Raw genomic sequence first — 22,751 nt, 5'->3', positions numbered from 1 at the left:
ATAAGGCTGACTTTAATCAGCCGATGATTTGTTGGTTGCTGCATCATTAGTTGTTTTGGTGATAGTATTTTTGACCGATGCTTTTAATAACAGAAAACCTATCAATGCAGAACTCATAGAACCAATTAAAATGGCCAGTCGATCGGCTTTGGCATCGCCTGCGCCGCCGTATTGAAAAGCCAGAGCGCCAATAAAAAGACTCATGGTAAAGCCAATACCACATAAAATGCTAATGGCATAAAGCTGCAACCAAGTTGCTTTATCTGGTAGTTTAGCAATCCCTAGCTTGATTGCAATCCAACAAAAAGAAAAAACGCCTAATTGCTTGCCGACAAATAGCCCTAAAATAATCCCTAAAGGTATTGGGTGGAATAATTTTTGTACGTCAAACCCCTCTAGCGAAATGCCGGCATTGGCAAAAGCAAACAGCGGCAAAATACCAAAAGCAACCCAAGGGTGTAAGGAATGAATTAGCGACTTGGAAGGGCTCAAGATGGTTTCTTTTAAATGCGCATTATGTGAGGGCTGTTTTTTTGATATTTTTAATGGAATGAGTAATCCGGTAACGACACCAGCCAGAGTTGCATGAACGCCAGATTTTAAAACACACACCCATACAAATAAGCCAACTAAAATATAGGCGGCAACGCGAGAGACTTGGCACAGATTTAATATAATCAGTCCAACGATGCCAATCAAAGATAAGCCGAGTACCGTTAATGAGAGCTCTGAGGTATAAAATATTGCAACGACCACAATAGCAATAAAATCATCAAAAATTGCCAGCGCCATTAAAAAGATTTTTAAGGTAACCGGTACGTTTTTACCTGCTAACGCTAATATACCCAGGGCAAATGCAATGTCAGTTGCTGTTGGAATCGCCCAACCATGACGTGATAGTTGGTTTTCCCAGTTAAATAACAGGTAAACGCCCGCAGGAATTGCAACCCCGCCAATTGCCCCAATAAAAGGCAGAACTCGCTGTGCGTTGGTTTGTAGGTGGCCTTCAATTAATTCGCGTTTGATTTCCAGACCAACCACCAGAAAAAATATGGCCATAAAACCATCATTAATCCACAGTAAAAAAGGTTTGTTAATGCCAAGTTCACCAATATTGATGCCGACGGGCAGCATGAGTAAGCTTTGATAATCTGCCGCGAGCGGTGAGTTTTTTAAAATCATTGCCAAGAGTGTGGCCACAATTAAAATAATGCCGGCTGCTGACTCTAAAGCTAAAAAACGTCCAATAAAGGATGATTTATCCATCATTATAACCATCGCTTGTGTTTAAAAAATAAATATTCGAGTATTCCCAGTGCGATGACAACGACACAGACGATTAAAAAGGCCGTCGGCTCTTCAACGCCTGGCATACCGCCTACGTTAATGCCAAGTAATCCGGTTAAAAAACTTAAAGGGAGGAATATTGCAGCAATAATCGATAGCAAATACATGGTTTGATTGGATTGTTGCAATAGAATTTGGTTTTTTGCTTCAAGATGCATTGAAATTCTGCCCACCAGTTCGGTGAGTTCATCTACATAAACTTCTAGGGCATAATAAAATTCGCGCCAGTAGTTTTGCTGCTCTTTTAGCCACGATATATTACTTTGTTGCATGCGTCTTAATACGTCTCGCTGCGGAACAAGGTGACGCTTTAATACCGAAGCTTGTAGCTGCAAATCCGAAATTTGCTGACTATCGAGCTCGTGATCTTTGGTGTTTTTTTCTTCGAGTTCATCGAGTCGGTTACTTAATTCATAAACAAATGGCTCAATACGCGAGTCGAGGTTTTTTAATAAGGCAATCAGTAACGATTCAATCGAATTGGGACCATTGCCAGATTCGAGTTGATTGACTATTTTAACGACGGATTGCAGTGGTTTAAATCCGAGTGATATGAGCGTTTTTCCATCGGTCCACATCCGTAATGAAACCATTTCTTCAGGGGTGTCCTGATTATAAAAATTAATACCTTTAACAATCAGCAGTGCTTGCTCGCTGTCAATTTCTGAAAAGCGGGGGCGAGTGTCTCCGCGTAATAATGAGTTGACCATCTGTGCATCAATATCGTAATTATTCTGCAACCATTGTTCGACAAATGGGTTGGTACGATCTAGGTGTACCCATAATGGCTTTTGCTGGTTTTGGTTTAAATCATCCCATCCTAAGCGTGATTTCGGTTGACCAAGATAAAAGGCATGAATTAATCCTTTTTCGTCAGGTTGATATTCAAAACTCGTCATTAAAGCCACTCCTTAATCTTTGTTTGGTTGGCTGATAATATGTAAATCTCGTTGCGGAAATGGGATGCGAATATCGGCTTCTTTAAATTGTTTATCAATCGCAAAGTTGATTTCACTGGTAATTCGCATGATATTCAAAATATCGCTGATAAAGCATCTCAGTTCAAATTCGAGGCTACTATCGGCAAATTTTAAAAAGTGTACCTGTGGATTGGGCACCTCTGCGTGTTCTTTGACAACTTCAGGATGCTGCTCGGCAATATTTAATAAAATTGTTTTTACCTTATCAGTATCGCTACCATAAGCCACCCCAATGGGTATTCTGACTCGTCCAAGTGCGTTAGAAAGTGTCCAGTTGGTCAATTGGTTGGTTAATAGTTCCGAATTAGGAATTAATACGTCGGCAAAATCAAATGTTTGTATGCGTGTTGAGCGAATATTAATCTCTTTAACGAATCCTTGGGTATTACCTACAATAATCCAGTCACCCCGTTTGATTGGGCGCTCAAACAGCAAAATAAGCCCCGAAATAAAGTTGTTAACCACATTTTGTAAGCCAAAGCCGATACCGACAGATAGTGCTCCGGCAACCAGTGCCAGATTGCTGATATTAAATCCTGCTATAGCCAGCGCAATAATCGAAATAAACGCAATTAACGCATACCAAGTTAGCGAGGCCGCTGCTTCGCGTGCACCTTTGGATAAATTACTTTTGAGCAACCATTTTTGTTCGAGACGGTTGCGGATCCAGCGACCAATTTTAAAAGCGACATAAAAGAAAAATAGCCCCAAGAATATATTCCACAGGCTAATGGTCATATTGCCCACACTAAAACCATCCATGATTCCGTCTTTAATGATGACAAGAAAGTTGAGCATGGTTTCGAGCCACGAGAGAGTTTGTTCAGCCATCGATTCTGGTTCCGCCGGTTAATATTTGTACATTTTGAAAGGGTTATTCAGAGTCATTAACCGCTAATCGTATCATTAACATTGTTGTCTATAAATTGGCTGGCCAATTTGTTAGTGCGCAGGTGGATTTTATTTTACCTGTGCCTAAAAAGGATTATATTTTTTAATTATGTTTATCGCCAGTTTTCCAATAAAGATACCTAAGCATTGTGCAGGACAAAGTTGTGTCGGTCATTAAAGCTAAAAATTTTGTTCTACATTAAAGAGATTGCAAAACTGGCTCAGCAAGATGCATCTATCGACTTGGCAGTAACTGAGCCCGCGCTATAGGTTACTTGGCGAAATGCAGTGACAGAGTTTCACCTTAACGGCTGGTCAGAAATGACGCCTGATAGAGTAGATGAAATAGCAAAGCGTTATTCAGATTAAATTCTATGAGTTTTAAGAACCTGCCTAATTAACCTTATCCAGAGCTGAGGTTAATTATATAAACTATCACTAAAATGCTTAATAGTGATTTTACTGGTGTTGCCTCAAGCCGATCATTTGAAAATTGTTAACGTGATCAACTTTTTTAAAACTGAATTTTATTAATTTTAAATTTTCTAAGCTGCCTATTCGGCAGTGAACATGGCGCTATCGATTAATGCAAGCTCTCTGCTTTTCTAAGCTGCCTATTCGGCAGTGAACATCAAAATCTCACATTTCTAACATCAGCTCTCTTTCTAAGCTGCCTATTCGGCAGTGAACACAATAAAAAGTGTCCGTGCGGTGTTCCGTCATTTTCTAAGCTGCCTATTCGGCAGTGAACTTCTTCATTGCCAACACAAGCATGGCGGTGTTTTTCTAAGCTGCCTATTCGGCAGTGAACCCTGTGGCGCTGACTCTGTTATTGCTGGCTCATTTCTAAGCTGCCTATTCGGCAGTGAACTTATTTCTACCGTAAATCTGAGAGTCAATAACTTTCTAAGCTGCCTATTCGGCAGTGAACGAGAATCCTTTGCGGAGTCTTTGCGCGAAAATTTTCTAAGCTGCCTATTCGGCAGTGAACCCAAGATTACGACACCAATCATTAAATAATTTTTTCTAAGCTGCCTATTCGGCAGTGAACCAATAAAAAGTGTCCGTGCGGTGTTCCGTCGTTTTCTAAGCTGCCTATTCGGCAGTGAACTCGCTCAATGAGTTGGGCGACAGCAACAAACTTTTCTAAGCTGCCTATTCGGCAGTGAACGCCTAACAAAATGGCTAATATTCAGCTACAGCTTTCTAAGCTGCCTATTCGGCAGTGAACAATAAATTTTTTTAATTAGAGGATTTTTTTATTTTCTAAGCTGCCTATTCGGCAGTGAACTTATGAAAATTGTTAACTCTTGTTCGCTAAGTTTTCTAAGCTGCCTATTCGGCAGTGAACCACCCCACTTGCTTACGCGAGGGCGTGAAGCTTTTCTAAGCTGCCTATTCGGCAGTGAACCAGTTAATTTCAATAATACGGTGACATTTAATTTTCTAAGCTGCCTATTCGGCAGTGAACTCTCCGTCAAAAGCGTCGCGCTGAAGCTCGTCTTTCTAAGCTGCCTATTCGGCAGTGAACATCTGTATCAGGCTCTACCTTACCCTTACTGTTTTCTAAGCTGCCTATTCGGCAGTGAACATGGCAAAGGCTTAAGCGTAACAAACTCGTCGTTTCTAAGCTGCCTATTCGGCAGTGAACGCAAAATATATAGCTAAAAATATCGACGGCTTTTTTCTAAGCTGCCTATTCGGCAGTGAACAAAAGTGTGCGTGCGGTGTGGAGTCGTGATGATTTCTAAGCTGCCTATTCGGCAGTGAACGGCGTGGCAAGCGCTGCTCAATATTACACGTCTTTTCTAAGCTGCCTATTCGGCAGTGAACTCTCTCAAGCTGTCAATCACTGCGCGAAACATTTTCTAAGCTGCCTATTCGGCAGTGAACAAAATTGATGTTATTTTATGTGATGACAGCGATTTCTAAGCTGCCTATTCGGCAGTGAACTGAAAATTGCGCGGGTACAGTTGATTTCACAGTTTCTAAGCTGCCTATTCGGCAGTGAACATTATTCAGACGCTATGGACGCCCTGCTGGCCTTTCTAAGCTGCCTATTCGGCAGTGAACCGACTCGTCTCAATGTGCGCCAGATTGTCACTTTTCTAAGCTGCCTATTCGGCAGTGAACTTTCTGAGTCTGCAAACTAAGAATCTCAAGGCTTTCTAAGCTGCCTATTCGGCAGTGAACATTTTGTGGGCGTTACGCTTGCGTCAAGTTTTTTTCTAAGCTGCCTATTCGGCAGTGAACATTTGCAGGTAAAACTTATCATCGTTTGCCTATTTCTAAGCTGCCTATTCGGCAGTGAACGTTATTTTGTTATGCTTTATCTTGTTTGGCTAATTTCTAAGCTGCCTATTCGGCAGTGAACTCAAACGATGTCTATCGTGGGTAATTTATTCGTTTCTAAGCTGCCTATTCGGCAGTGAACAAATAAAGCGAAAGATTTGACGCCCACTGTGTTTTTCTAAGCTGCCTATTCGGCAGTGAACTACAAATTAAATCGCTATATCCCAATAAAACCAAAGGATTCAGCGATTTTTTACCAAAAAAACAATCATTTTTTAACCAGTTTTAAGTTATTGAATTTAAAGCTAATTTTTAAAGAGCAAAAAATAAAGGTTCTGTGGGGACTGCGAGGGTTAATTTAGCGTTTTTGTTTGAAAACTTCAATTTAAAGCGATAGGACATTTCAACAAATATCTACAAAACAAATAAAAGTGACTGGCTGGGGAATAATAGCGACTTAGAGTTATCTATAAACATAGATAATTTAATAAAGTTTAAACATAAAAGGGTTAACTTAAATCATTAAGAGCGTTCACTAAAAAGTTTTGAATTATGGCAACAATAAAAGCAAATCTATTAGCAATTCGATTTCTGTTGTTAATTAGCGCTGGTGCATTATTGCTTAACGGATGCTATACACCGCATTCAAAAGAAACATTGCCAAATGAAATAAAATCATTACAAACCACAAAAAATACAGCGGTTCAGCTAACCCAAATGCAGTCATCTAAAACGCTCAATCCACAGCATTACCAGCAAGTTATTAACTTTTTATTAACCAGTGATGCGGTAGTACCGCCGCGACCCAATGTACACCCAGTATCGACGGTGTTTAATCGCGAAGCCATCATTCCGCCCATGTGTTACACCAAAACAGAAGGCCAATATAATCCTTGCTATGTGTGCCACCAAAACAATATTCAACCACATGAAAATGTAATGAATGATGGCGACTTGCAGCAAGCCTACAGTTTTAGCGACGTTGGCATGACAAACCATTGGCAAAATCTATTTCAAAATCGTGCCTCAAAAATACAGCAGATTTCCGATCAAGACATTATTCAATGGGTTAATCAAGACAACTACAGCGAGCTGGCGCCGCGATTAAAAGCTGCAGGTTTTAAAGGTTACATTCCGGATATTAAAAATCTGCAAGAGGGGAAAGCGGCATTTGATAGCGAAGGGTTTGCTAAAGATGGTAGTCACTGGGTAGCATTTAATTATAAACCATTTCCGAGCACATTTTGGCCGACCAACGGTTCAACTGATGATGTGATGATTAAGTTGCCGAAACCTTACCGGACTAATGTTAATGGTGAATATTCAAGAGATATTTATAAAGCAAATCTAGCAATTGTTGAAGCAAAAATTAAAAATTTATCGACTATTTCGCTTTGGCCGATAGATGAAAATTTAATTCAAAAAGATTTAAATCAAGACAATCGATTAACGCTGATTAATGAAATTACCGATGTATCAAGTTTTGTTGGTGCTGCAAAAGATTATTATATTGAGTCATTTGTTTATCCGCAGGGAACAGAATTTTTACATACTGTTCGCTACTTGGGGATTAATCAACAAGGTGAAGTTGGTGTTTCGCGTCGCATGAAAGAAGTGCGCTATATGAAAAAATGGAAAGCTTATCCCAAAGGAACATTGGCCCGCTATTACGAAGAAGAAGCTTTTGAAAAAGAAGCCGGACATTTACCGGGATACACCGATGTTGGCGATCATGGTTTAGATAATGGCATGGGCTGGGCGGTACAAGGATTTATTGAGAATAAAAATGGTCGATTACGTGCTGCCAGTTTTGAAGAAAATCTATTTTGTATGGGCTGTCATAACTCAATAGGTTCAACGATTGATAAAACATTTAGCTTTGCCCGTAAAGTTGATGGACAAGCCGGATGGCAGTATATCAATTTAAAAGGTATGGCTGATGTGCCCAACAAAGGTGAGCATCAAGGTGAAATTCTCACTTATCTAGAGCGCACCGGTGGCGGTGATGAGTTTCGCAGTAATGATGAAATGCTGGCCAACTGGTTTACTCAAGACGGTAAAGTTGATTATGCAAAAGTTGCAGGAAAAGATGTTTACCAATTAATTACACCGTCTATTAGTCGGGCGTTAATGCTTAATAAAGCTTATCGAGTCATCGTTGATGAACAACGCTTTTTATTTGGCCGCGATGCAACCGTTTTAGCTCCGCAAAACGTTTATCAAAAAATTGATAACGCTACCGCGCCGACGTTAAAACCTGAAGCCACTTATTCATGGGATATTCGGCTTGACTGGAACAAGCATTGAGCAGATTGGTGCTGGCATATTGGCGTATTAGGTATGCACTTTTACTGAACAATGAAGGTTTAAAAAAAGTGTCATCAAATCCTGAATCGAGATTAATAGTCCTTTCATAATAACCTTGTAAACTCTAATGGCTTTGACGAGCGGGGGAAACTCGTAAAGAAATACCAAGTGGTCAAGCTCTTATAAATACCGCTAAAAGGTTAATACCATAAGGACCAAACCAAAGGGAGTAATTTACAAGGAGCAAATAATAAAAGGATTAATGTTCTGACAAAAACTCGATTATATAATCTGGAGATCAAGTAATGACAAATCTAAAACTGGCCGTAATATCCAGTGCGATTGCAATGACAACTTCGGTTGCTATTGCGGGGACTGAACCATTTTTTAATCCACTCACACAGTCTTCGGCGGTGGCAAGCCCAAACCATATTAACGAAGTTAATTCACCTTGGCAGGTTCCCGCTGGTATCAGTCAGGTTAATTTAACCAGCATGGCTGAAATTGAAGCCGATATGGATCAATCTGTTGTCCGTGCGCCGGGAGCGGGCACATCGGCTTCTATGTGGGATATGGTCGCTTTCGATCACACGGGCAACTATATTTTTATTCCACATGAATCACCCTACGGTGCTGGGGTAACACGTTATGATATTCGTCAAGACAAAGCGAATATTTTGTTTTCGGGTGATAACAGTGGTCAACGTGGCGTTGATAATACCTGGGCAAACGATTTTGGTGCATTCGATCCGGCAACTTACACGCCGTATGGCACTTTAATTTTAGGAGAAGAGTGGTCTGGTGAAGGTCGTGTGATCGAAGTACTAAATCCAATGGCGCATCCTGATGATATTGAAATTCGTGAAAAACAATCTTTTGCCAATGTTTCGCAAGAAGGAATTCGATTTGGTAAAAAGCAAAAAAATGTTGTTTACTATGTTGATGAAGATCGTTCTGGTGCAATCTATAAATTAGTGGCGGATGATCGCGAATTTAATTCGGGACAAACATTTGTATTAGCCGTTAATGATTTTGATGGGGTTTCTTCAGAAAACTACAATAGTGCCAATAATGCCAATGCAACGCGTACCGGTGACGCGCGCTGGATACCGTTAACTGATCGCCAGGGTAAGCCATTAACTCAACAAAATCCTTTTGAAAATGCAGCTTCTTTCCGTGCTGGTCGTCTTGCTGCTGATGAAGTCGGTGCAACGCCTTACGGTCGACCAGAAGATGTTGAAGTCGGCATATTAGGCAACGGTCGCGAAGTACTTTATTTTACTGCGACTTCAGAGCAAGCGGTTTATTCGGTAGAAATGTTGCGCGGTAATCGAGCCGTTGTTCGAGTATTTGCCAGTGAAACTGGGACACCTAAAAATGTTGGATTCCCGGCTACAACCGGAAAAATTAATTCGCCTGATAATTTAGCTCAAGATGCTTTTGGTAATATCTATATTATTGAAGATGCGCCAAATGGTAGCGATATTGGTGGTGATATCTGGTTTGTTCGTGATGCTAACAGTGATGGTGTCGCTGAATCGGTTGATCACTTTATGAGTATTCAGGTTAATGGTGCAGAAGCAACCGGGATGATTTTTAACCCTAAGCGTCCGACCGAATTTGTTGTATCAATTCAGCACCCAAGCAGCACGGATATTGAGAATAATCCAAATGGTAAAGGTGATGCACTTTGGTTGTTTAACATTGAAGATGTTGTACCACCAACTTGTGAGAAAAACTTCCGTTACAATCGTCATAGTTTTTATAATGGCCGCTTCATTCGCACTTGTTCAAGCGACTGGGACTTTAACTATGTTCGTAAATTAAAACGCCAAGCCCGACACGATCGATAAGCTTGACGGTTTAACGCTTTGTGTGAATGACTTCGGTTCTTTTTAAAGGATTGAAGTCATTTGAGTTGCTTTGATTAGAATGCGTATTTTTATTATTAAATCAGTTAAATGATAAGCAATAGATGATAAACAATAGATGATAAACAATAAGTGATAAGAAATAAGTAATAAGAAATAAGTGATAAGAAATAAGTGATAAGAAATAAGTCGATGCGTCGGAAAGCCTGTCAAAAAGAGATGCCGGATAGCTTCAGTGGCAAATCTAATGAACAGTGTTTAAATTTATCATGCAGTCGCACATGAAAATTGTGGGTAATGATTTTTTGTTAAGTGATATTTGTCGAAATTTGAATTCTCGCATGCTTTATTTTCAAAAGCGAAAGTTTTTCAAAAGTGAAGTTTTTCTAAAATAAATATGTTTAGTCATCACCAACCTGATTCAATTGCACTTAATTACTGAATGTGCGGTTTGGGTGAGTAGTCTGCCAATTGCCAAAAGCAAAGTCATGATTCTCTTTTTTATTAATGTTTTTATCTTTTTCTTCAGCAGCAACACTGTTGTCAAGACTAGGGGTAGTATTTAACTCTCCCAGTTTAGGTTTTTCTGTCGGCATATTCGGCTCCTGTTGCCAGTAAACATATGGAATGATTCAGTTTTAAACTTTTATTCTTCTTGATAAACAAACTAGAACAATAAAAACCAATCTCCTGCTTATATCGTAATTATGTGAATTGGTTCACCAAATGCTATCGTTCCTAATAGTTTTTAAGAATTGATTAAATTATAACCGGAAAAAGGTTAACACTATGTGACGTTTTCGTGAAAGACATAATAGACATAGTGAAAAAAGATCCAGCCCATGTTAAACCAAATTAATTGGTTCAAATCAAGCTATTTCAGTTTTTTAGTTGTGTGAATATTCACAACAAACAATAACAAATAGCGAAAAATTCAATAGCGATCTCAAGTCGAGCGTTTATCGCTTATTGAAATTTTATAAAATCGGCCCGATTTTTTATTTAACTGACCTAGTCAGGCTTAAAAACGTTAGCAAGCTGAAATTAACTTTAACTTCAGTGAGTCATTAACGAATTAATCAATAAAAATTTATTTTTAATCGTTGGTTTATTGGCTCTTATCATGATTGTTTATTCGGCTGTTTCGCAGATTGATTCTAAAAATTTCAGACTGCGAATGCCATACCATGAAAAAAGCTCGCCATCGACTAATGCACAGCTATAGCCAAGTTCAATTAATGACTCTTGATAACGATCAAAAGGAAAAGGCTCTGTAGAGAATAATAAAACGGTATCTTCTTTTGCCAATCGCCCCAGATCAATTTGTGGGTATTTATCGCTGAATGAAATTCGGTATTTTTTCAATCCACAAAAGTCCAGCACCGATTGAATAAAAGTATTTTCGCCAATAGCCATCCAAGGATTTTGCCAAATGAGATAAACCAGTCGTGTTTGCGTATCTGGCTTTTTCCACCATTGAATAACTCCTGGTAAAGTGATCATATTATTTGGGAGCGGACCATTTTGAGCAACTTGCTGCCAACGCTTTGCAATTGCCATGAGCGGTTGGCTTTCAATTCTTTCTGCTAAGCGTGTTAGTTCAGGGGCAACATCTTCGATGCAAGTAATGTGTAATGCAAAATAGTCGATTGGACAAGATTCTGCCATTTGTAAGGTATTTTCTTCTTTATCGAGAATTACCAAATCAGCAGATTGGTCGAGCGCATTTTGCCAATTAATATCTTTGGTACCGCCAACTTTGGCGATGTCGTTTACTTGTGGGCGAGGATGAATACAAAAACGCGATCGTCCCACCAGGTTGACTTGGCAGTCAATTAATGTTTCGGTAATTGAAGGTACAAGGCTAATAATTTTCATAAAATGGTCTGTTGGGTTCTCATTATTGAAAAGCATGACTCAAGTTAACTTGAAAGTAAGTTGTCGCTTAATTGTGACCTGAACTTGTGGCAAAAAATGCTGAGCTGCTCTCATAAAATTTAAAAAGGTGACAGAAAAAAAAACGCTGTGCCAATTTAGGTGTAAAATTAATCTAATTCATTTGTGTTAATCAGCCAATGCAAACGACTGTGCTTTGGTTTGTTATATTTCGTGTTTGCCATATTAAGGGGGTAACTGTTTAGACTTTCTTATTGATCATTAACCCTGCCAAGCAAACGTTTACAGATTTTTAAAGACAATGTCGGATTTTTATCGAAAGTCTTAATTTTACTAATGTTGTTTCGTGCTGATAAACATTGTTTTGGTAAAAACTGAGGGGCTTGCAAGGTAAGCCAAATAAGCTTGGTAAAAGCCAGACTAATTTTCAGATTATAAAAAATTTAAATGTTACCAACAAAGATTCTAGCAATTAATATATAATTCATCATTATAAAAAGTGTAAAATTGACAGTTAATTGAATATAAAAATTATTTTAATAGTTATTGAACATTTAAGAGAGTTATTATGGGAAATCGATTATCAAAGCTGGCCACCAAAACTGGTGACGATGGCACGACAGGTATCGGCAACAACGAACGCTTGACAAAAGACTCAGCGAGGATTGAGGCGATTGGCACAATTGATGAGCTCAATGCCGCTATTGGCATGACCTCTTCACAATTGACCGACGAGAAACTACAAGCGGCAATTAACGAAATTCAGCACCGCTTATTTGACTTGGGCGGTGAACTGGCAATGCCGGGCTACACGCTGGTTAAGGAAGAACACTTAAAGCAATTAGATGAGTGGCTGGATGATTTTAATGAGCAATTGCCACCACTGAAAGAGTTCGTATTACCTAAAGGCAATCTGGCTACAACTGCCTGCCATATGGCTCGTACAATATGCCGCCGTGCTGAGCGCAGAGTGGTGACTTTGACGCACACTGATGAAATTAATCCGTTATCACAAAAATATTTAAATCGATTATCTGATTTATTGTTTGTTTTTTGTCGACTTTTGGCCAGAGCAGACCATCAGACAGAAGAAATGTGGCAGTCGCGTCGCCTGCAGAAGACAACTAACAATGACTAGTCTGCATCAGGAGCCTACGAAAAAACCGAGTGTTGATGTTGTCATAAAGAACGATAAAAACTACGCTTATCTTTCCTATTGGGGAGTGGTCAGGTTGTTTGATCTGGTAGATAGTTTTTCTTTACTTCTCAGAGATCTTCGATTCAAGAAAAATATGGCCATCTGCTTCGATTTTACTGATGCTATGGTGGAATTAACACTCAATGATACAGAGATTTTTTATCATTTTATGTATGGTATGCAGCATAAACTTGGCAATAGTTATCGATTGGCATTTGTTTATGGTGACGATATGACAAAAATGCTGCTCGATTTTTATCGCTTATTTTTTGCCAGAACCAATATTGATATGCAGATTTACAGCCATCGATTTTTAGCGAAGTTATGGTTGGAAGAACCTGCCGAGACATCAACTGATACGACAATCGGTCCTTCGCCTGATACGCTTACTGAGCGAACATCTTTTGATCGTTCATCAATTGATCGTGCAATCGATAGTTCAATTCAACCTAAGGATAAGGAATAATCTCAAATCAATAAATTTTCAAGCAATTCTGTTATTGAGTAGACATTTTATCAAAACATTTTTTAATGTGGCTTGAATAAACTTGCTATTTCACCGGTTTTGGAAAACACTTAAATAACCCATTTCATTTTAGGGTATATCTAAGGGGATATCGTCTTCCGTAATGACAAGTGAACTACTCACCAATGATTTGTCTTATGCGACGCTTCATTTTAATCGAAGTGGCGGTTTCATTGATGTTATTTTTCACGGTGGTATTTCTCTCAAATTATTGTATGAAACCTTTAATCAAATTGTTGCACACCCGAACTTTCAGTTTAATATCAATGTTTGTTACGACTTTTCAAGGGCTTATCCTGAGATTGGTCTCACTGAAATCAGTCAGGTCATTCACTTTTTAAAACATAATCAAGATTTAAGAGGGGCTGACTATAAACAAGCATTGGTGGCGCAAGATACCTTGAACACTGCACTTTTATCAATCTACAAGGCTCAGATGTCTCAATCGCCAGTTGATATTGAAGTGTTTAGTAAAAAAACTGCGGCAATCCGCTGGCTAATCGAAGACCTTGACCGCCACTGAGTCGCTCATCTTTATTTCATTTCGATAATTTTTAGTATTACATCATGCTTTTCGGTTCTGGCGAGATTAGCTGTCAGAGCATGGCTATGCAACGAGATTATGGTATAATCCACAAGTTTTCGGTGCGCAATGCGCTTAAAGGGGAACGCAGTTTAAATCTGCGGCTGTACCCGCAACTGTATATTAGTTAAGCTTTTGCTTTAAAAGTAACGCTAAGCCACTGGTTTTTTTGTCCATTAAAGTGATATTTCAAGATAGTACTTTAAATAGACTAACCGGGAAGGCGAGTTTCTTTTATTTTGATTTAACACAAGCCTGACTGTCGTTAATTGGCAGCAAGTCGTTGTGAAAACTCTAAACTAATAAGCCAGGAGACCTGCCGAATACCTAACAGATAGCACTTCGAGCGGGTTACTCGTTGGTGAGGTCAATAAGCTCGATAGTTTTCACTTGTTCACCACACTCAAACACCTAGCGTAATTCCCTCGATAAAGTTCTGATTGATAACGAGCGGAATAACTAATGTGACATATCACGCCCAAAATGAATTACCCATGCTGCAAGTTGCACAACTTTGCTGGCAGGTTAAACAAAAATGTATTCTCGATAATCTGTCTTTCACCATTCAACCGGGTGAATTTGTGGGGTTAATTGGTCCTAATGGGGCAGGTAAATCGTCGTTGCTTCGCTGTTTGTATGGCAAACATCAAGCGACTAGTGGTTCAATTCAACTAAATGGACAACATATACAAGATTATTCCCGACGCGCACTAGCACAAAAAATTGCGGTAGTACTTCAAGAGCCAAGCGCCAGCTTTGAAATGAGCGTGATGGATGTAATTCGAATGGGGCTAACACCTAATAAGTCGCTGTTAGCATTTGATACACCAGAGGATCGTTATGCCATTCAATGTGCTGCTGAAAAGGTCGATTTACAGCACAAGATTACTCAGAATTTTAATTCACTTTCTGGTGGTGAAAAGCAACGCGCATTAATCGCGCGTGCGATTATTCAGTCAACCGACATACTTATTATGGATGAACCAACGAATCATTTAGATGTGCGTCATCAGGTTGAAGTACTTGAGTTAGCGCGTGAGTTAGGTATTACGGTAATCGTTAGTATTCATGACTTAAATTTGGCGGCAGCATTTTGTGACCGTTTAATTTTATTAAAAGACGGACAAATGATTGCACAGGGTTCGCCGGAAGCGGTGCTTACCGAACAGAGTTTAAAACAGGTCTTTGAGGTTGATGCTTGTGTTGATGTACACCCGTTTAATCAAAAATTACGTATCACTTTTGCCTTACGTAATACACCTTTGCCGCTACCCAAAACCTGTTCGACAATAGAAAAGCAAAAATCAGAAAGCCAGTCAACGCAAATTGAAAAACAACCAAATAAGCAACAGCAAACCACTAAAACATTACAGGCTGCTGGCAAATCACCTGTGATTGGTAAGCCTCAAGTAATGCATAAAATTAAATTTGGTCAAGTTGGTTTTGAATGATAGCTATTTTATTGAGGTGTGACAGATGTGATGAATGCGAACGCGATGAGTGATCTTAGCAATGAATGAAAAGAGTTTTGCCCAACCGGTAAACATCAATGCACAACAAATTGTGCACACCGAAATAAAACGGTATTCGCCGCAGTTTTTGGTCGTGCTAAGTGTATCATTAATTAGCCTAATAATTAGCATTATGCTGGCGACTGGAATCGGTAGTGTTCAGGTCAGTATGAGTGATATTTTTCAGACATTGTTTAGTTGCAATGATGATCTGGCAGTTTGCGCTGTGTCAGAGGTTAACCAAAAAATTATTTGGGAAATCCGATTGCCCCGAATTTTAATGGCGCTCTTAACTGGCGCCGGGCTCTCTATGTGCGGTGCCGTTTTGCAAGCTGTAACCCGAAATCCATTAGCCGATCCCTATTTGTTTGGCATATCAGCAGGATCTTCACTGGGTGCAGTGATTGTTATGGCAGGTATTTCCAGTGCTATTATTTCAATCACAATGGGGGCATTGATTGGCGGTATTTTTTCGGTGGCATTAATGCTGATTCTGGCAGGAAAATCGGCATTTAATGTTGAGCGATTGTTGCTGTCGGGAGTTGCTGTTTCATTTATGTTGAGCGCATTTACCAGTCTAATTCTTTACTATTCCGACCCAGATACCGCCGCTACCGTATTATTTTGGATGATGGGCAGTTTTTCTAATTCGCAGTGGTCCGAAATGTGGTTGCCTGTATCAATGCTACTCATTGGTGTTGCGTTTGTGTTTACATTCAGGCGCTGGCTGGCTGCTCTGCAGGCGGGCGATGAAAGTGCGTTAACTTTGGGCATTCCGGTTAGTCAGTTGCGTCTTGCAATGTTAATTGCTTGTGCGATGGTAACTGCTGTACTGGTCGCCCATGTTGGTGGTATAGGTTTTGTTGGATTAATGATTCCCCATATTTCGCGTTATATTGTTGGTGCACAAATTCATCGCGTATTAATGATGTCGTTAATACTCGGCGGAACCTTTATGATTTGGGTTGATGTGATTGCCCGTTCCGTATTGATGCATCAGGTCTTGCCTGTTGGTATTGTCACTTCAGCTGCTGGCAGTCTATTCTTTTTTGTGATCTTAAAACATCGTAGTCAGTCAGACAGCGTCGATTAGTTAGTCGAGACTTGCTTTTTTAAGCATGATTTTAAAGAGAAACTTTGAGATAAGTTTTTGTGAGAATTTTTTGTAAAAGCTTTTGGTGAGAGTGTATTGTGAAAGCTTATTGTTGGAACATTTTGAGAGTTATTTAATATGTTTGATATTTCTTCACTCGACAGTACTAATCGTCAATCAATTCAGCAGTTTATTGATAATAAAACAAAACCGTTAGGTGCGCTGGGTGAATTAGAAGCTTTGGCGGTCAAGCTGGCCATGATAACCGGCCCCAAGAAAATTCATTTACAGCAACCGGTAATGCTGGTTTTTGCGGGCGATCATGGTATCGCAGAAGAAGGAATCAGTATTGCGCCTTCGACAGTTACTGCGCAAATGGTACAAAATTTTTTAAGTGGCGGTGCTGCAATTAATTGTTTTTGCCAAAGCAGTCAAATGCAGTTGGAAATTATTGATGCGGGTATTTTACAGCCAATTAGTCATCCTGAATTAACTGTACAATCACTGGGACGCGGTACAAAAAACTTTATCCATGAACCTGCAATGAGTTTGCAGTCGGTGCAAAAAGGGATCTCGCTTGGTGCAGAAATTATTTATCGGCATGTTAGCCAAGGAAGTAATGTTTTTGGATTTGGCGAAATGGGGATTGGAAATACTTCTGCCGCTGCAGCGTTGATGAGCGCGATTACTCAACTACCTGTAGAAGAGTGTGTGGGCCGCGGCACCGGCATTAGTGATGTGGTATATACGAAAAAATTGCAACTGATTCAATCGGCTTTGTTGAAACATCACAATCGCCTAACCGATATCAAAAGCATTTTGGCAACTTTGGGTGGATTTGAAATTGTACAAACGGTTGGAGCGATGCTGGCAGCCGCAGAATGTCAAAGTATTATTCTGGTAGATGGATTTATCTCTTCAACGGCGGCACTTGTGGCTTGTGAAATTGTGCCTGCGGCAAAAGATTATATGATCTTTTGTCATCAGTCGAATGAGTCAGGACATCAAAAATTATTATCTTTTATGCAAGTAAAGCCGCTGCTTAAACTTGAGCTTCGACTTGGTGAGGGCACTGGTGCCGCGCTAGCTTATCCCTTACTAAAAGCCGCGCAGGCTTTTTACAACGACATGGCCAGTTTTGAAAGTGCTGGGGTGCAGTCAGTATGACCGGAATTAAAGCACAACTGAATTTGTTTTATATTGCGCTGGGCTTTTTTACGCGTATACCCATGCCACAAAACATCGACTTTGATCAGCAAAAGCTCAATCAGGCTAGTCGCTATTTTCCCTTGGTTGGCTGGCTGATTGGTATTATTTGTGCGTTGAGTTATTGGTTGTTTTTACCGCTTTTCTCAAATTCAATTGCCATTTTGCTGAGTATGTTAGTGAGTATTTTATTAACGGGTTGCTTTCATGAAGATGGTTTGGCGGATACTTGTGATGGATTAGGTGGGGGTTGGACAAGTGAGAAAAAACTCAGCATTATGAAAGATTCTCGACTAGGAACCTATGGTGCTGTGGCCATTTGGTTTGCTTTAAGTTTAAAGTGGGCAATTTTAATTCAAATTGAGCAGACCTGGTTGGCATTTTTGGTTGCTCATCCCTTAAGTCGAACGGTAGCTAATGGTATGATCTACTATCTGCCATACGTTTCAGATACTGACACCAGTAAAGCAAAACCGTTGGCAGAAAAAATGAATAAGCGCAATTGGCATATCAGTATTGCAATTGGAGCTGGCAGCCTGCTACTGATTCCTGACCTGATTATTAAAATGTTATTACTGCTTATCGCATTAGCGATTGGTATTTCGATATATCTCAAAAAACAAATTGGCGGTTTTACCGGTGACACTTTGGGGGCGACTCAACAATTGAGTGAATTGACAATTTATATGGTGCTTTTATCGGCACAGGTGAATGTTTAAATGCTGCACTTGGTAATAGGTGGCGCTCGCTCGGGAAAGAGCCGATTTGCAGAGCAAATAGTCAACGAGATTTCCTTTACGCCTTCGCCCGAGGTGTTATATGTTGCTACCGCAACCGCGGGAGATGATGAGATGAAACAGCGAATTAAACATCATCAACAGAGTCGCCCTGCCCATTGGCAGTTAATTGAAGAGCCGCTCGATTTATCTCAAATTATAACTAAACATAACAAAAAAAATCAGGTTTTACTCATTGAGTGCATGACCTTGTATTTGAGTAACTGGCTTTGCTGTGGCGAAATTGCACAATGGTCATTACAAAAAGCGGCATTTCTCGAGGCGATTGAAAATTCTCAAGCAACGATTGTGATTGTATCGAATGAAGTGGGGAGTGGCATTGTGCCAATGGGAGAGTTGAATCGTCAATTTGTCGATGAGGCTGGCTGGCTTAATCAGGCTCTGGCTTCTCTTGCTGAATCTGTTTCACTGGTTGTTGCTGGTTGCGCTATAAATCTGAAATCTCAAAACAAATTCAAGGATAGTTAATCGATGATTTGCACCGATGTATTTTTTGTTCGTCATGGTGAACCAGTGCTGAAAAAAACACTACTGGGATTTACTGACTCACCACTCAATCAGTTAGGCTGGGCGCAAATGGAAACGAATATTAAACCGATTTCTGGCATTGATCTTGTCATTTCCAGTCCGCTGATTCGCTGTGCTGATTTTGCTCAGCGTTATGCTAAAAAAAATAAAGTTGCTTTAGAAATTGATGCTCGTTGGAAAGAATGTTTTTTTGGTGACTGGGATGGTGAAACCTACGATTTTTTATATGAAAATTATCCTGATGAGTTGAATAATTTTTTTAATCAACCAGCGAAATTTATGCCGCCAAAAGGTGAGCCTTTGTGGGATTTTTGCCATCGTGTTGAGCGAGTGATGGAAAAAATGTTACTCACTCATATGGGAAAAAATATTCTGGTATTTACTCATGCAGGCGTTATTCGAACACTCATTGCCTGGTGTTTGAATATTGATTATGAATCAGGCATCCAGTTTAAACGATTTGCGTTAGATTATGGCAGTATTACCCATATTCGTTTTTATCATGATAAAAAAATAATTCCGCAAATCATGTTAATGAATTATCGTCGCGAAGTTCCTGAAATACCCACCAGTCATGAGCGACATTACGAATGTGTCGGGCTGCCTTAAAGTTTTATTAGGTTAATTAATCAGGTTTGGAATCAATAAATGAGCGATGTATTTAACGGCAGAAGCCTGATGATTCAGGGGACTACATCTGATGCCGGAAAAAGTATTTGTGTGGCTGGTTTATGCCGAGTCTTTAAACGACACGGAATTAATGTTGCACCATTTAAGCCTCAAAATATGGCACTAAATAGTGCGGTCACCCCTTGTGGTGGAGAAATAGGTCGAGCGCAAGCATTACAGGCCATTGCCTGTGGATTACCTTTATCGACTGACTTTAATCCGGTTTTATTAAAGCCAAGTAGTGATATGAAGTCGCAAGTAATCATTCATGGTAAAGCCGTTTCACAACTTGATGCCAATACTTTTGGTGATATCAAACAACTGGCGTTTGCCAAAGTTTTACAGTCATACCAAAAGCTACTGCAACAATATGATGTTGTTTTAGTTGAAGGCGCGGGTAGTCCTGCCGAAATTAATTTACGCCAAAATGATATTGCCAATATGGGATTTGCTGAGGCGGTTGATTGTCCAGTTATTTTAATTAGTGACATTGACAGAGGGGGCGTATTTGCCCACTTAACGGGTACTGTTAACTTGCTGTCTGCATCAGAGCAAGCACGTATTAAGGGCTTTATTATTAATAAATTTCGTGGGCGTTTGTCGTTACTGCAAAGTGGTTTAGATTGGTTAGAAAATTACACACACAAAACTTTATTCGGTGTGCTGCCTTATCTGCAATCTTTGAAACTGGATGCCGAGGATGCCATTGATGTGGAGTCAGTGACTGAAGATAGCCAACTAAAAGTAAAAGTACCGGTTATTCCACGAATCAGCAATCATACTGATTTTGAGCCATTAAAATGGCACCCTAAAATCCAATTTGAATTTGTGCCTGCAGGTCAGTCTTTAATGGGCGCTGATTTGATTATTTTACCCGGCAGCAAAAGTGTTAGAAATGATTTAAGTTATTTGCGTGAACAAGGTTGGGAAACCGAAATAAAAAAACATTTGCGTTATGGTGGTAAACTGCTGGGAATTTGTGGAGGCTTTCAAATGTTAGGTCAGTCAATTAACGATCCGGATGGTATTGAAAGTCAAGCCGGGTCAACTCCTGGATTGAATTTATTGGCATTTTCGACGACATTAATGCCGCACAAGCAACTCAAACAAGTTCAAGGTAATATGAATTTAAATCATTCTGCGCCAGTTTCAGGGTATGAAATTCATTGTGGTGTATCGCGGGGGCCTGCATTAAATAGACCCTTTGCCAAAGTTGCTGAATATCATGGTGAAACCTATACCGATGGTGTTATTAGTGAAGATAAACAAATTATGGGAACCTATTTACATGGACTGTTTGAGAAGAAAGATAGTCTGCAAAGCATTTTGTATTGGGCAGCCGAACAACAGATTGTCTGTGAAGACTGGCAAGATGTCAGAGAGTCCGAATTAGATCGATTGGCGGATGTATTTGAAGCGCATTTAAATATTGAGGCTATTTTGCAAATTGCAATGTCAAATAAACGTTAATCGAATTTTCAAACCTTACTGAAATAAACCAGATTGAATTAAACCAATTTAAATTAACTTAAGAGAAATAACTAATGGATGCACAAGAAAAGCATAAAATTAAATCCCAAAAAATGAAAGAAAAAGTTGATGCCCGAGTTGCTCAAGCACAAATTGAAAAAGGGCTTTTATTGGTCATTACCGGCAATGGTAAAGGTAAATCAACTTCGGGATTTGGCACTGTTGTTCGTTGTGTTGGGCATGGTTATAAAGCAGCGGTTGTGCAGTTTATTAAAGGTAAGTGGGAAAGTGGTGAGCGTAATTTACTTGAGCAATATGGTGTGCCATTTGCGGTGATGGGAACGGGGTTTACCTGGAACACACAAGATAGGGCTGGCGATATTGAAGCGGCAACCCGCGTTTGGCAACAAGCAAAAGCGTTTTTAGCCGATCCGCAATATCACTTGGTATTACTTGATGAGTTAACTTATATGCTCGGTTATGACTATCTAGATAAAGAAGAGGTTTTATCGGCATTAAAAAATCGTCCAGAAAATCAGTCAGTGATTGTAACCGGTCGAGGCGCGATTCGTGAATTAAGAGATATGGCTGATACCGTCAGTGAAATTAAAGAAGAAAAGCATGCTTTTAAAGCGGGTATAAAAGCGCGTAAAGGAGTCGACTGGTGAGTCTTAAACGATTTGGGTTTGCATGTTTTTTATACTGTGTTGGGGTTGTTTCAATTTCCTGTCATGGAGAATCCAAAAGCCTTTCTGATAAGGTACACGAGAAAGCTGGCGAGCAAGCGTTGAATCAGTCTTCACCCAAAAAGGTTGAACGAATTATTGCGCTTTCACCACATTCAGTTGAAATGTTATTTGCCATAGGTGCTGGTGACAAGATAGTCGGTACGGTTGAATATGCCGACTATCCAAAGGCAGCGCAAAATATTTTGCGTATTGGTAGTTATGCCGGAGTACAAATTGAGCAAGTGGTAAAGCTAAAACCTGATTTGATTATTGCCTGGAAAGGCGGAAACAAATTAAGTGATTTAAGAAAACTGGCATCGCTCGGATTTAATATTTTTTATACGCACCCTAAGCAAATAGATGGCATTTTCATTGATATGAAATTATTGGGTGAAAAAATTGGTCATCAGCAACAGGCTGCCCAAGTCATCAATAAAATAAAAAAACAATATCAGCAAATTACGGAAAAATATGCTGAAAAAAGACCGGTTAAAGTTTTTTATCAGCTTTGGCATGACCCTCTACGTACCGTTGGCCCGGGAAGCTGGGTTGAGTCGTTGCTTGAAGATTGTCATGGTCAAAATGTTTTTTCAGATGCTGAAAATGAATATCCGGTAATTGATTTTGAAAGTATTTTAGCTCGAGACCCTGAAGTGATTATTGTCCCTCATCACTCTGGAAATGTGGGCGCTAAAAAACAAATTTGGCAAAACTGGAAGAATATACAGGCGATTAAAAATGATCATTTCACGGTGATTGATGGTGATTTACTGCACCGTTTCGGGCCGCGGGCTGTTGAAGGCTTAGCCCAGCTATGTCATGCCATTGATCAGGCTCGTTAGTTGATGGGTATCTCGC

General features: G+C 39.7%; 19 protein-coding genes, 1 CRISPR repeat array and 1 riboswitch. Of the genes, 14 read left to right on the top strand and 5 right to left on the bottom strand.

What is annotated here, in order from left to right; genetic code table 11:
* Positions 1-12: 12 nt before the first annotated feature.
* Genes nhaA through ABVT42_RS14140 form a run of 3 tightly spaced genes read right to left on the bottom strand, consistent with a single transcriptional unit; the run spans position 13 to position 3,158 of the window.
* Positions 13-1,269 (bottom strand): Na+/H+ antiporter NhaA, encoded by a 1,257-nt coding sequence (nhaA, locus tag ABVT42_RS14150; RefSeq protein ID WP_353896809.1) that lies wholly within the window; start codon positions 1,267-1,269, stop codon positions 13-15.
* Positions 1,269-2,246 (bottom strand): CorA family divalent cation transporter, encoded by a 978-nt coding sequence (locus ABVT42_RS14145; protein WP_353896808.1) that lies wholly within the window; start codon positions 2,244-2,246, stop codon positions 1,269-1,271. Before ABVT42_RS14145 ends, nhaA begins: the two co-directional genes overlap by 1 nt.
* 12 nt (positions 2,247-2,258) lie before the next feature.
* The gene (locus ABVT42_RS14140) at positions 2,259-3,158 is read right to left on the bottom strand and encodes a mechanosensitive ion channel family protein (protein ID WP_353896807.1); all 900 of its coding nucleotides are present in this window, start codon (positions 3,156-3,158) and stop codon (positions 2,259-2,261) included.
* Positions 3,159-3,760: 602 nt separating this feature from the next.
* Positions 3,761-5,713: direct repeats of the CRISPR family, unit length 28 nt; unit sequence TTTCTAAGCTGCCTATTCGGCAGTGAAC.
* A gap of 349 nt (positions 5,714-6,062) precedes the next feature.
* On the opposite strand from ABVT42_RS14140, the gene ABVT42_RS14135 reads away from it, so the two are divergent.
* Together ABVT42_RS14135 and ABVT42_RS14130 are read left to right on the top strand one after the other, a co-directional pair.
* Complete coding sequence (locus ABVT42_RS14135; protein WP_353896806.1) at positions 6,063-7,817, top strand: hypothetical protein; 1,755 nt, start codon at positions 6,063-6,065, stop codon at positions 7,815-7,817.
* A 305-nt stretch (positions 7,818-8,122) separates the two neighbouring features.
* Positions 8,123-9,670 carry an alkaline phosphatase PhoX gene (locus ABVT42_RS14130; protein ID WP_353896805.1) on the top strand — a complete coding sequence of 516 codons (1,548 nt, stop codon included), beginning with the start codon at positions 8,123-8,125 and terminating at the stop codon, positions 9,668-9,670.
* Between the two features lie 449 nt (positions 9,671-10,119).
* Here ABVT42_RS14130 and ABVT42_RS14125 read toward each other — a convergent pair whose 3' ends face one another.
* Positions 10,120-10,284, bottom strand: a complete 165-nt coding sequence (locus tag ABVT42_RS14125) for a hypothetical protein (RefSeq protein WP_353896804.1) — start codon at positions 10,282-10,284, stop codon at positions 10,120-10,122.
* A gap of 535 nt (positions 10,285-10,819) precedes the next feature.
* Positions 10,820-11,566, bottom strand: a complete 747-nt coding sequence (locus tag ABVT42_RS14120; protein WP_353896803.1) for a helical backbone metal receptor — start codon at positions 11,564-11,566, stop codon at positions 10,820-10,822.
* A gap of 586 nt (positions 11,567-12,152) precedes the next feature.
* On the opposite strand from ABVT42_RS14120, the gene ABVT42_RS14115 reads away from it, so the two are divergent.
* The 12 genes from ABVT42_RS14115 to ABVT42_RS14060 all read left to right on the top strand — a co-directional run bounded on the left by ABVT42_RS14115 (position 12,153) and on the right by ABVT42_RS14060 (position 22,735).
* The gene (locus ABVT42_RS14115) at positions 12,153-12,722 is read left to right on the top strand and encodes a cob(I)yrinic acid a,c-diamide adenosyltransferase (protein WP_353896802.1); all 570 of its coding nucleotides are present in this window, start codon (positions 12,153-12,155) and stop codon (positions 12,720-12,722) included.
* Positions 12,715-13,248, top strand: coding sequence for a hypothetical protein (locus ABVT42_RS14110; RefSeq protein WP_353896801.1), 534 nt, complete (start codon positions 12,715-12,717; stop codon positions 13,246-13,248). Before ABVT42_RS14115 ends, ABVT42_RS14110 begins: the two co-directional genes overlap by 8 nt.
* Before the next feature lie 163 nt (positions 13,249-13,411).
* Positions 13,412-13,831, top strand: coding sequence for a hypothetical protein (locus tag ABVT42_RS14105; RefSeq protein WP_353896800.1), 420 nt, complete (start codon positions 13,412-13,414; stop codon positions 13,829-13,831).
* A 103-nt stretch (positions 13,832-13,934) separates the two neighbouring features.
* Positions 13,935-14,229, top strand: a riboswitch (cobalamin riboswitch).
* Between the two features lie 126 nt (positions 14,230-14,355).
* Positions 14,356-15,342, top strand: a complete 987-nt coding sequence (locus tag ABVT42_RS14100; RefSeq protein ID WP_353896799.1) for an ABC transporter ATP-binding protein — start codon at positions 14,356-14,358, stop codon at positions 15,340-15,342.
* A 61-nt stretch (positions 15,343-15,403) separates the two neighbouring features.
* Positions 15,404-16,495 carry a FecCD family ABC transporter permease gene (locus ABVT42_RS14095; RefSeq protein WP_353896798.1) on the top strand — a complete coding sequence of 364 codons (1,092 nt, stop codon included), beginning with the start codon at positions 15,404-15,406 and terminating at the stop codon, positions 16,493-16,495.
* A 138-nt stretch (positions 16,496-16,633) separates the two neighbouring features.
* Positions 16,634-17,662, top strand: a complete 1,029-nt coding sequence (cobT, locus tag ABVT42_RS14090) for a nicotinate-nucleotide--dimethylbenzimidazole phosphoribosyltransferase (RefSeq protein ID WP_353896797.1) — start codon at positions 16,634-16,636, stop codon at positions 17,660-17,662.
* Positions 17,659-18,420 (top strand): adenosylcobinamide-GDP ribazoletransferase, encoded by a 762-nt coding sequence (locus tag ABVT42_RS14085; protein ID WP_353896796.1) that lies wholly within the window; start codon positions 17,659-17,661, stop codon positions 18,418-18,420. The genes cobT and ABVT42_RS14085 overlap by 4 nt, the downstream gene beginning before the upstream one ends.
* Positions 18,421-18,966: a bifunctional adenosylcobinamide kinase/adenosylcobinamide-phosphate guanylyltransferase gene (cobU, locus tag ABVT42_RS14080; RefSeq protein WP_353896795.1), complete on the top strand. Its 546-nt coding sequence runs from the start codon at positions 18,421-18,423 to the stop codon at positions 18,964-18,966.
* A 3-nt stretch (positions 18,967-18,969) separates the two neighbouring features.
* On the top strand, positions 18,970-19,635 hold the full coding sequence (locus tag ABVT42_RS14075) for a histidine phosphatase family protein (RefSeq protein ID WP_353896794.1): 666 nt from the start codon (positions 18,970-18,972) through the stop codon (positions 19,633-19,635).
* Positions 19,636-19,674: 39 nt separating this feature from the next.
* Positions 19,675-21,165: a cobyric acid synthase gene (locus ABVT42_RS14070; RefSeq protein ID WP_353896793.1), complete on the top strand. Its 1,491-nt coding sequence runs from the start codon at positions 19,675-19,677 to the stop codon at positions 21,163-21,165.
* Positions 21,166-21,239: 74 nt separating this feature from the next.
* The gene (cobO, locus tag ABVT42_RS14065; protein ID WP_353896792.1) at positions 21,240-21,833 is read left to right on the top strand and encodes a cob(I)yrinic acid a,c-diamide adenosyltransferase; all 594 of its coding nucleotides are present in this window, start codon (positions 21,240-21,242) and stop codon (positions 21,831-21,833) included.
* Positions 21,830-22,735: a cobalamin-binding protein gene (locus ABVT42_RS14060; RefSeq protein ID WP_353896791.1), complete on the top strand. Its 906-nt coding sequence runs from the start codon at positions 21,830-21,832 to the stop codon at positions 22,733-22,735. The genes cobO and ABVT42_RS14060 overlap by 4 nt, the downstream gene beginning before the upstream one ends.
* Positions 22,736-22,751 lie beyond the last annotated feature (16 nt).

Origin of the sequence: Aliikangiella maris, from assembly GCF_040719265.1 — a bacterium.
In the GTDB taxonomy this organism is placed as follows: Bacteria; Pseudomonadota; Gammaproteobacteria; order Enterobacterales; family Kangiellaceae; genus Aliikangiella; species Aliikangiella maris.
This window is presented reverse-complemented; position numbering and strand designations above follow the sequence as displayed.

What these genes read in the sequence shown, in the direction of transcription:
- ABVT42_RS14120 (WP_353896803.1), bottom strand. Translation starts at nt 11,566, where the DNA reads ATGAAAATTATTAGCCTTGTACCTTCAATTACCGAAACATTAATTGAC.
- ABVT42_RS14095 (WP_353896798.1), top strand. Translation starts at nt 15,404, where the DNA reads ATGAATGAAAAGAGTTTTGCCCAACCGGTAAACATCAATGCACAACAA.
- nhaA (WP_353896809.1), bottom strand. Translation starts at nt 1,269, where the DNA reads ATGATGGATAAATCATCCTTTATTGGACGTTTTTTAGCTTTAGAGTCA.
- ABVT42_RS14145 (WP_353896808.1), bottom strand. Translation starts at nt 2,246, where the DNA reads ATGACGAGTTTTGAATATCAACCTGACGAAAAAGGATTAATTCATGCC.
- ABVT42_RS14125 (WP_353896804.1), bottom strand. Translation starts at nt 10,284, where the DNA reads ATGCCGACAGAAAAACCTAAACTGGGAGAGTTAAATACTACCCCTAGT.
- ABVT42_RS14105 (WP_353896800.1), top strand. Translation starts at nt 13,412, where the DNA reads ATGACAAGTGAACTACTCACCAATGATTTGTCTTATGCGACGCTTCAT.
- ABVT42_RS14140 (WP_353896807.1), bottom strand. Translation starts at nt 3,158, where the DNA reads ATGGCTGAACAAACTCTCTCGTGGCTCGAAACCATGCTCAACTTTCTT.
- ABVT42_RS14070 (WP_353896793.1), top strand. Translation starts at nt 19,675, where the DNA reads ATGAGCGATGTATTTAACGGCAGAAGCCTGATGATTCAGGGGACTACA.
- cobU (WP_353896795.1), top strand. Translation starts at nt 18,421, where the DNA reads ATGCTGCACTTGGTAATAGGTGGCGCTCGCTCGGGAAAGAGCCGATTT.
- ABVT42_RS14075 (WP_353896794.1), top strand. Translation starts at nt 18,970, where the DNA reads ATGATTTGCACCGATGTATTTTTTGTTCGTCATGGTGAACCAGTGCTG.
- ABVT42_RS14115 (WP_353896802.1), top strand. Translation starts at nt 12,153, where the DNA reads ATGGGAAATCGATTATCAAAGCTGGCCACCAAAACTGGTGACGATGGC.
- cobO (WP_353896792.1), top strand. Translation starts at nt 21,240, where the DNA reads ATGGATGCACAAGAAAAGCATAAAATTAAATCCCAAAAAATGAAAGAA.
- ABVT42_RS14135 (WP_353896806.1), top strand. Translation starts at nt 6,063, where the DNA reads ATGGCAACAATAAAAGCAAATCTATTAGCAATTCGATTTCTGTTGTTA.
- cobT (WP_353896797.1), top strand. Translation starts at nt 16,634, where the DNA reads ATGTTTGATATTTCTTCACTCGACAGTACTAATCGTCAATCAATTCAG.
- ABVT42_RS14130 (WP_353896805.1), top strand. Translation starts at nt 8,123, where the DNA reads ATGACAAATCTAAAACTGGCCGTAATATCCAGTGCGATTGCAATGACA.
- ABVT42_RS14085 (WP_353896796.1), top strand. Translation starts at nt 17,659, where the DNA reads ATGACCGGAATTAAAGCACAACTGAATTTGTTTTATATTGCGCTGGGC.
- ABVT42_RS14110 (WP_353896801.1), top strand. Translation starts at nt 12,715, where the DNA reads ATGACTAGTCTGCATCAGGAGCCTACGAAAAAACCGAGTGTTGATGTT.